Consider the following 8,310-nt stretch of genomic DNA (forward strand, 5'->3'; position numbering starts at 1 on the left):
GGAGGGTGAGGGAGGGGGCCCCTTGCCAGAGACGGCCAGAGACGGTGTCAAAGGACCCGAAAAGAGGGACTTGCGCGAGAACGGAGGACTTGGAGCTGGCCCACGAAGTGCATCTGGCTCATGCAGAGCGAGGGCGTACGTGGTCTGACCGGTTGCCCCACCCAGGTGCGATTCCGGACCAGACACGCTCCTGACCTGCGGGACATCCAGCTCGAAATCCACGGTCGATTCCACCCGGACTGTCTACCGCCTCCGAACCCTCCGTGCCCCACCTGTGGTGTCGCCATGGGCTCCAGCGTCCCAGACCCGTATTGTCTCGACGCTGCCTCACTGCCGCGGCATGTGGACATCTTCCGGCTGGCCGACGCCTCGACGCGCATCATTGCCAACGAGCGCCTGGTGGACGCGGTACGCCGCCTGGAACTGGATGGGGTCGTCTTCAAGGAGCTGGAGGCCCGCTGAGCCCGACACTGGGCCACACCCACCGAGTATGTGTCCAAGGAGGATGGGAGGCGTGGCTCGTTCAGGCTTGGATGCGGCTGTCAGCCGCACAGGCGAAGCGCTTTCGTGCTACGCTCCATGCATTGACGTCAGGTCGATGAAGGCGCCTACCAATGGGGGGTTGCGATGAGCGGCAAGAAGGGGTCTGCTTCGGGTGACCGTTCTTCATATCCTTGGATTGGGAGGGCTCTCCCCAGTAGCGCGGTGCTCCGCGAGAAACCCGTCAAGAATCCCCGCGCGACCTATACTGGAAGAATCATTGACATCCCCCAAGACACCATCGTCACGGTAAGTGGTTGCGAGCAGGGCTGGCTCCAGCTCGAGGCGAACGTAGGCGGCAAGCCGTACAAGGGCTACGTGTCCCAGGAGTTGATCCAATATGTCTCCCCGAAGTTCAATGCTTCAACGAACAGCGTGGCCCAGTACAGGGCCTTCGTGAAGTCGGGGTTCTGGCCCTTGGCTGTTGGCCCTCTGACCACCTTCAGCGAGACGGATCGTCAGACCTTGCTCAAGGAGCTGAATTCCGCCCAACTGGCTCAGATGATGAACGCGGTGCTCCTGACCATGCCAGCCCTCGACGTCAGTCTCCGGCCTGGCTTCCTCTTCCAGCCCAGCGCCCTCGCGCGCGTCACCAAGACGATCACCGATTTGGATCCCACCGCGGCCACCGCGGGAAAGCGTTGGGCTGCCGCCAAGGTGAAGCGATTGGAGGTCGGGGCCAATGCCACGGTGTCCGTGGTCTCTCGTGCCGCCTGGGGCGCCCTTGCGCGCAAGCAGGACAAGGACTGGTATGAGTATCCCACTGGTGCGCCTCTGCCTCTCACCAACATCGTCGTCCACCATACGACGGACTCGCTCAAACAGACGGTCAAGGAGCTACAAGTCAAGGAGATGAAGGACGGCTACTCCGACATGCCCTATCACTTCGTGATCACCTCGGACGGCACTATCAATGAGGGCCGCATCATTGGGGCCATGGGGGCGCACGCGGGGCAGTTCGAGGGGAACAAAGACAAGAAGAAGGACCCCGATTACGGCTCGATCGGGATTGTCTTGTGCGGCGATTTCGAGAACAGGTGGGAGAACGGCTGGAATCCGGACAAACCCACGGCGCGACAACTCGAGAGCCTTCAGCGGCTGCTAAACCACCTCGTTCTCGAGTACAAGATCGATTCGAACAGGATCTTGCGGCACTCCGAGGTCAAGCGGGATGGCGCTCCCAAGGTGTGTCCGGGCGCGAACCTGAGCCTCTACATCGACTCCATGAAAAAGAAGGCCCGTGACTTCCTCGTGGAGATAGAGGCGGCCGAGAAGGAGCTCAAGACCGCCGAGCACCTCGCCCTCCACCTGCCGCCGAGCCCGAACAGGGTGTTCAGGGGGCACTGAAGACCCGCTGACCGTCCGGATTCTGGAGGCTCATGGACGTCCCGCCTCGACCCGCGGTGACATCGACCTGAACCCGTTTCTGCTCGTCCCAGAAGAGCAGCTCGGAGAGCTCCGAGTCGTCGTGCTGGTTGTAGCGCAGGTGGATCCTCGGCACGCGGCCGTTCAAGACGACCAGCCCGCGAGACTCCTGCGAATGATAGAGCGCGAGTCCCGGCGTGCCCTGCGACTGATAGAGGGCCACGCCACTGTCCTGACTGGATGCGCCCATCCCAATCCTGGCCACCCCCGTCTCATCATGAAGGGTGAACGTGGCTTTCCGACGCTCTTTCGGCGCGCCGGGGAGCGCGGCGACCTCGAGCGTGGCCCAGGGCTTTCCATCCGGATGCGTGAACACCAGCCGGGGTTCCTGTGAGTCCGAAGCAAGTTCCAACTCCACCCTCGCTCGGCCCGCTCCGTCCACGAGGACGAGTCGGCTCACGCGCAACTCGCCTGGGGTCCCCCCGGGGGCTCGCGACAGTGCGAGGCCCGCCCCCAGAACGAGAAGAGGTCCTGCGAGGGCCAGTCCCAGCACCCAGCGTACCTGCCGACGCAATCGTTGCTGCTCATGTTCAAGCGACTCGAGCCTCGAGGGGGTTTCGATCATGCTCATTGCACGCTCCCGCAGCCAGCATGCCTCAGGGAGGCCCTTCTCCCAACCGGGTAAAAGGAAAAGAGCGTCAGACTCGCTCCTGTGTCCTTCCGTCAAGGCTCGGCGGATTGTGGCAGCCGCTGGGGCTTGGCGACGGGCAGGTAGCACTTGCCCTGGTACTCGGCCTGATCGCTGAAGCAAGGAGGCTTTTGAGCGAGTTCCACCCAACAGCCGCCCTTGATTTCCACCGCGCCCTTGTTGGTCTTGCAGGGGGGCACGGCCTGATTGCGAAAGGGTTTGGCGGGCAGGGGGTAGGTGAGGGCCACCGGGTCGGACGCCTCCAGGTCGACGAGGGACGAGGCTTCCTCCTGGGAGAAGACGTCGGGTGTCTCCTCCACGGGAGGAGGGAGAGGCTCGGAGAGACTCGTCAGGAGCCAGAAGCCCAGACCCAGCCCGAGGCCCGTCCAGTTCGTGACGGTGTGCCCCGGGCTCCGGCGTGAGCTGGGTGGGACTGGTGGGAGCGACAGGCCCGAGGCGAGGTGGTCCCGCAGACGGGGACTGTCCTCTACTCGTGTGACGGCGGCGGTGGTGAGCACGAGGAGGTCCGCCAGTTCCGAGACGGGCACGGACGCGGGTGACTCCTCCACCCTCAGTGTCACCGAGACCGGATGCGGCTCGCACAGGAGGGTCACCCGCCAGGGCCCCTCGGGTTGCCAGTCCACGCGGTCCGTGGGCAGCAGTTGCAAGGCCGGCCGCCCTGTCTCCACGTCCCACGCGTCGTGGAGGCGGCCCAGGCCGGGCCCCACCTCGTCGTAGGCCGCGCCCCGTTCGAACCGCCCCCGTCCACCGTCCTTTCCATTCTGGTCATTCGCCACGTGCGCGCCCTCTCCAGTCAGCGGAACGGATTTGACCCAACAAGTCAAGGTGAAGTACAGGTCCTGTCGAGTGGTTGTGGGTCCGTTTCGGACGGAGAGGCACCCGGCAGGAGCGGTGGGTGAGAGCGAGAGACGCGTGGTGTTCTCAGCGCACTGGGAGCGGCGCGAAGACGAGGCCATCCAGCCCCAAGCGTTGACAGGCTTCGACGAAGCGCTTGGTGCAGACCACCACCGTGGGGAAGTCCTCCAGGCGGAAAAGGTCCAGCTCGGTGGGGAGCGTAGTGGCGTCCAGGAGGAGATCCTTGGAGAGTGGAATGCCAGCGCTACGTGCTGGCACATGGGGTGAAAGAGGGGCTGGTGGAGAGGCGCGCCGAGTGGCGAGGGATGGTGTCAAAGGACTCGTCGGGAAGTTGGCAGGATGACCCTACTTGGTGAATTACCGGGGCAGGCCAGTTGCGGAGAGCCGGGAAACAGGTGCATGCTTGACCAATTCATCCAATCAAGCTAGTCTGTCCGGGTATACGGGATTTTTTAGTCGGGTTTCGTATGGTTTGAGGCAGGGGCGGGGATGCTGGTAAGCCCTTGAAGTTATTGAGAGCCCAGGGGCAGGGGGATGAAGCAACCGCGTTCTGTGTCGTCGCGACAATCCTCCATCCTTGTTGTGGTGGTGCACCGAACACGACCGGGGTCGGGATGAAAAAGGGTTTTCGACATCTTCGAGTCGCGCTTCCCACGCTCCTGCTGCTGGCCTGTAGCAATCCGCTGGAGGCCAGCGTGGACGAGACGGAGGTCAGCGTGGACGAGACGACGACACGCCCGGTCAAGCTCCGTGCTGGAGACACCGTCAAGGTCAGCCTCAATGTCCACATGAGTTCGGGCTCGAGTTGGCACCTTGCTGGCGCCACTCCCGTCAACCTGGAGTTTCTGGGCTCTGAAGTGGCACAGCCCCAGACTCAAGCCCAGAACAGCGCCGCGGGCATGGTCGGACTGCGTGAAGTCCAGGTCTTTCGCTTCAAGGCGGTGTCCAAAGGGGACGTGAGTCTGGAGTTCAGGAAAGCCAGACCCTGGGAGAAGCAGAACCCCGAGAAGACCTTCAGCGTCCAGCTCGCGGTCGCGGCGAAATAGCCTGGACGCAGCGGAGTCTACTCTCCAAGGAGTTTCTTCCATCCTACGCGGAGGGCGTGTTCAACCAGGACGAAACAGGGCCGGCCAATCACGCGGTCGCCATCGTCGGCTGGGACGATGAGAAGGGGGCCTGGCTGGTTCGCAACTCCTGGGGGGTGAAATGGGGATTGAATGGGTACATGTGGATCAAGTACCAGGTCAATTCCATTGGAACGGATGCGTCGTGGATCCGTGCTGCCTATTCACCCGGCGAAATGTACGCCCGCTGAGTTCGATCACGCCGCATCCATTTTCTGGCCTTCGGCCTCATGTTTTCCGTCAAGGAGTGGCGGATTGCGGCAGCCGCTGGGGTTTGGCGACGGGCAGGTAGCACTTGCCCTGGTACTCGGCCTGATCGCTGAAGCAGGGAGGCTTCTGCTCCAATGCCACCCAACAGCCGCCCTTGATTTCCACCGCGCCCTTGTTGGTCTTGCAGGGGGGCACGGCCTGATTGCGAAAGGGTTTGGCGGGCAGGGGGTAGGTGAGGGCCACCGGGTCGGACGCCTCCAGGTCGAAGAGGGACGAGGCGTCCTCCTGGGAGAAGACGTCGGGTGTCTCCTCCACGGGAGGAGGGAGGGGCTCGGAGAGACTCGTCAGGAGCCAGAAGCCCAGACCCAGCCCGAGGCCCGTCCAACTCGTGACGGTGTGCCCCGGGCTCCGGCGTGAGCTGGGTGGGACTGGTGGGAGCGACAGGCCCGAGGCGAGGTGGTCCCGGAGCCGGGGACTGTCCTCCACTCGCGTGACGGCGGCGGTGGTGAGCACGAGGAGGTCCGCCAGCTCCGAGACGGGCACGGACGCGGGTGTCTCCTCCACCCTCAGTGTCACCGAGGCCGGATGCGGCTCGCACAGCAGGGACACCCGCCAGCGCCCCTCGGGTAGCCAGTCCACGCGGTCCGTGGGCAGCAGTTGCAAGGCCGGCCGCCCTGTCTCCACGTCCCATGCGTCGTGGAGGCGGCCCAGGCCGGGCCCCACCTCTTCGTAGGCCGCGCCTCGTTCAAACCGCCCCCGCCCACCGTCCTTGCCATTCTGATCATCCGCCACGTGCGCGCCCTCTCCAGTCAGCGGAACGGATTTGACCCAACAAGTCAAGGTGAAGTACAGGTCCTGTCGAGTGGTTGAGGGTCTGCTCCCCCAGGACGCACCGCACCAGGAGTTCCACCATGCCCAGGCGCTATTTCAGGCTGATGGATGATGTCAGCGTTCCCGGACGATGGGAGTTGGGTGTCCCCGTGGATCAGCAGGGGAGGGAAGTGGAGGAGCCCTGGATGTTCAAGAACGGGGTCGCTGTGCGCGAGGAGGCCCAGAATGACGCGGAGGCCACTGTGGACCGGGTGGCGCTGACCTTCAAAACGGTTCTTTTCAAGACATCAGTGCGCGGGCGATGCGGACAGCGCACACCCCCAAGACCCCCAGGTTCTGGAGCCAGACCCCTACCGTGAGCAGCCCTGGCACCAAGCCTGGTGCAGGACGCAACCCCAGCAAGGACCAGGCGAGCACGGAAAGAACCGCCACCCCTGCCCCGACCCATGGTCCGCCGACCGTCAATGAAACGAGTGGACCGGCCATACAAACGACGAACAGCACCAGCAGTACCGCACATCCCACGCCACTGCCATCAGAGGATTCGGGGCCGACGGAAGGAGAGTTTGACATGGACAATTCGCGCTAGTGGGAGAACTCTTGGTAGAGGTAGATCGCCGAACCGTCGACAACGACGTTCAAACCGATGAACGAGACGATGAGTGCTGGTGAGCCAAACAGGTTAGCTGATGTTTCCGCCTTGAGCACCTCCAGGTAGGAAAGTCGTCCGGCGGTGGATTCCCTCTTCAACATTCCCATGGACAGTTCCTGGAAGACATGGACGAGTTCATGCTGTATGGCACTGCGTCCCAAAACGGGAATCTCGCGAATGAGTTTGCTCATTCCCAGAATCAGCCTGCCTTCCGAGTAGCCAGCATATCCTCCACTGAGGAGCATTTGCTTGACCGTTGCGTATTCCCGAAACTCGGCGGTTCGCACCATCTTGACCAGGGCGTCCCAATCGATGGGCCCCTTGCCAATGAGCTTGGCATAGGCTGACAACTTTGTTCGGAACCATTTGGATTCAAGCTCTCGCAGGTACATCTGCCGAAGTTGAGGACTGAGCGGGCCACTCGGTGCAGGGGACTGCTTGCCAAACAGCCCACGGCCCGAGCCCGTCTTAGGGGAGGCCGTGGGCACTGACTGACGAGCCGCCTGCTGAAGCTGGCGTTCTTGACGGGCGGCGGCGACGAACCGGGTGCGCAATTCACCACTGATTTGAGGAAGAGCCTTGAGGCCGTTTTCAAATTGAATGAGATCCCCACTCTTGTTGAAGAGAAGGACAGATGGCTTCATCGCCTTGATGATTATCGCGGCGGCGGCCAGATCAACACTTGCTCCAATCACCGTGGCGACCACCCAGCCTAGAGAGGGATCATGCGACAGGAGCCGGGCCCCATGGGCTGCGGATTCCATCTCGTATTGTTTGAGGCTCTGCATCGCATCGTACACGCCGATGCCTCCGGCCACGCCCAATGCGCCCACCGCGACGGCTCCTCCACCTCCCGACAGCAGGCCCGCCCCCAGGGCCAGGACACCGAGAGCCATGGCCACGAAAGTCTCTTGTACCCGAATCGTTTGGATACGGTCCTGGACGACGAGATCATGAATGGAGCCAGGCGAGATACCCATGGCTGTATACGTTGCCCTCAGAAGCACATCGAGCTTGAATACGAGCGTGGGGGTTTCCGCGATGTTTCTCCTCGTCTCCTTGATGTCGTTCTGGCACGCCCGGATGTGTTCCAGCATCAAGGATTGGACATCTGATTGAGAAGCATTGGTCAATCGTCTGGCATCCAAGTCCTTGTGGTTCAAGAGGGGATGTGCTCGCGCGACCTTCGCGAACTCGGCCTCCGCGAGTTGGCGGGCTTCGGCGGCCTTTTGCTGAACCCCGGCCTTCATCTTGAGTTGACCCGGCATGTATCTATGCAACTCGGGTTCAGGCCGGATCGAGCGGGCCTCGCCCTCGGAGTGACGACCTGAGCGTAGTACTCCTTGGCGCGGGTCTGCCTCAATGCTTGATATAAGGCCGCGACAGCCGAGCCGTCCTGGTATCGGGTGTGTTCTCTCTGCAGGACTTGCTCGAACTGGGCCAGCAGCTCCATGGCAATCACCACCGCCACGTCTTGGAAGGAAGCGAGAAAGTCGAAGAGAGCCCGCTCGAACTCCTCCGCATCGTTGAAACCAGCGCTCCGCAGTTGTGCCGCGACCCGCACCTGTGCTCCCTGGAGTGAGTTTCGGCGGAAGGTCTCATTAGACTCCCTAACGCCGAAGGAATCCCGCATGGGGATCATCCTCGAAGAGTGTTGCAGCGAACGATAGAGCTTGACCTCCCGGTACAGGTCTTCCAAGTCATCAATTCGAAACCTGGGCATTTCGTTCCCCTGTGGTGGTCAGCTTCCGCATCCTCTCGCGGTACTCTACCACCTGTTGATTCGTGGGCTGGTTCATGTATCCGCCAGCTCTTGAGACGTGGGGGCCTTGTAGCCAAGTCCTGATGGCGAGGCTTGCTCGTAGCCGCCAACCTGTACATCCAACCCGCCAGGGTGTCTCTCTGTGCCCCCAAGGGGGAGAGAATGGGCGAGCGTGGCACCTGAGGCAGCGGCCAGGAGGGCGCCGGAGACGGCGGCGACGGTGTCAAAGGCCTCGAGTGCGCCAGGTAAAGCCTGGGTGAGG

The 8,310-nt window shown here is 62.6% G+C and carries 10 protein-coding genes; 4 read left to right on the plus strand and 6 right to left on the minus strand.

The window, feature by feature from the left end:
• Positions 1–120 precede the first annotated feature (120 nt).
• Both sitI6 and D187_RS29285 read left to right on the plus strand, forming a co-directional pair.
• Positions 121–462, plus strand: coding sequence for a SitI6 family double-CXXCG motif immunity protein (sitI6, locus tag D187_RS52765; RefSeq protein WP_245591857.1), 342 nt, complete (start codon positions 121–123; stop codon positions 460–462).
• Positions 463–627: 165 nt separating this feature from the next.
• Entirely contained in the window at positions 628–1,887 is a 1,260-nt protein-coding gene (locus D187_RS29285) for a peptidoglycan recognition protein family protein (RefSeq protein ID WP_002643347.1), read from the plus strand.
• Here D187_RS29285 and D187_RS29290 read toward each other — a convergent pair.
• The 3 genes from D187_RS29290 to D187_RS52770 form a co-directional block, all read right to left on the minus strand.
• Positions 1,874–2,365, minus strand: a complete 492-nt coding sequence (locus tag D187_RS29290; RefSeq protein WP_155893658.1) for a hypothetical protein — start codon at positions 2,363–2,365, stop codon at positions 1,874–1,876. The genes D187_RS29285 and D187_RS29290 overlap by 14 nt on opposite strands.
• Before the next feature lie 263 nt (positions 2,366–2,628).
• Positions 2,629–3,390, minus strand: a complete 762-nt coding sequence (locus D187_RS29295; protein ID WP_002643349.1) for a hypothetical protein — start codon at positions 3,388–3,390, stop codon at positions 2,629–2,631.
• A 145-nt stretch (positions 3,391–3,535) separates the two neighbouring features.
• Positions 3,536–3,727 (minus strand): double-CXXCG motif protein, encoded by a 192-nt coding sequence (locus D187_RS52770; RefSeq protein WP_002643350.1) that lies wholly within the window; start codon positions 3,725–3,727, stop codon positions 3,536–3,538.
• A gap of 437 nt (positions 3,728–4,164) precedes the next feature.
• On the opposite strand from D187_RS52770, the gene D187_RS56445 reads away from it, so the two are divergent.
• On the plus strand, positions 4,165–4,515 hold the full coding sequence (locus D187_RS56445) for a protease inhibitor I42 family protein (protein ID WP_043431838.1): 351 nt from the start codon (positions 4,165–4,167) through the stop codon (positions 4,513–4,515).
• Entirely contained in the window at positions 4,512–4,784 is a 273-nt protein-coding gene (locus D187_RS57195) for a C1 family peptidase (RefSeq protein ID WP_281171799.1), read from the plus strand. The genes D187_RS56445 and D187_RS57195 overlap by 4 nt, the downstream gene beginning before the upstream one ends.
• A 49-nt stretch (positions 4,785–4,833) precedes the next feature.
• Here D187_RS57195 and D187_RS29315 read toward each other — a convergent pair whose 3' ends face one another.
• The 3 genes from D187_RS29315 to D187_RS29325 all read right to left on the minus strand — a co-directional run bounded on the left by D187_RS29315 (position 4,834) and on the right by D187_RS29325 (position 7,919).
• The gene (locus D187_RS29315) at positions 4,834–5,595 is read right to left on the minus strand and encodes a hypothetical protein (protein ID WP_002643353.1); all 762 of its coding nucleotides are present in this window, start codon (positions 5,593–5,595) and stop codon (positions 4,834–4,836) included.
• Positions 5,596–6,219: 624 nt separating this feature from the next.
• A complete protein-coding gene (locus tag D187_RS29320) occupies positions 6,220–7,554 on the minus strand; it encodes a hypothetical protein (RefSeq protein ID WP_002643354.1) in 1,335 nt (444 codons plus the stop codon).
• Complete coding sequence (locus D187_RS29325) at positions 7,533–7,919, minus strand: hypothetical protein (protein ID WP_155893662.1); 387 nt, start codon at positions 7,917–7,919, stop codon at positions 7,533–7,535. The genes D187_RS29320 and D187_RS29325 overlap by 22 nt, the downstream gene beginning before the upstream one ends.
• Between the last annotated feature and the right edge of the window lie 391 nt (positions 7,920–8,310).

Source organism: Cystobacter fuscus DSM 2262, assembly GCF_000335475.2.
Classification (GTDB): domain Bacteria; phylum Myxococcota; class Myxococcia; order Myxococcales; family Myxococcaceae; genus Cystobacter; species Cystobacter fuscus.

Coding starts and splice junctions, on each gene's coding strand:
- D187_RS29285 (WP_002643347.1), top strand. CDS start 628: ATGAGCGGCAAGAAGGGGTCTGCTTCGGGTGACCGTTCTTCATATCCT.
- D187_RS29320 (WP_002643354.1), bottom strand. CDS start 7,554: ATGCCGGGTCAACTCAAGATGAAGGCCGGGGTTCAGCAAAAGGCCGCC.
- sitI6 (WP_245591857.1), top strand. CDS start 121: ATGCAGAGCGAGGGCGTACGTGGTCTGACCGGTTGCCCCACCCAGGTG.
- D187_RS29325 (WP_155893662.1), bottom strand. CDS start 7,919: ATGCGGGATTCCTTCGGCGTTAGGGAGTCTAATGAGACCTTCCGCCGA.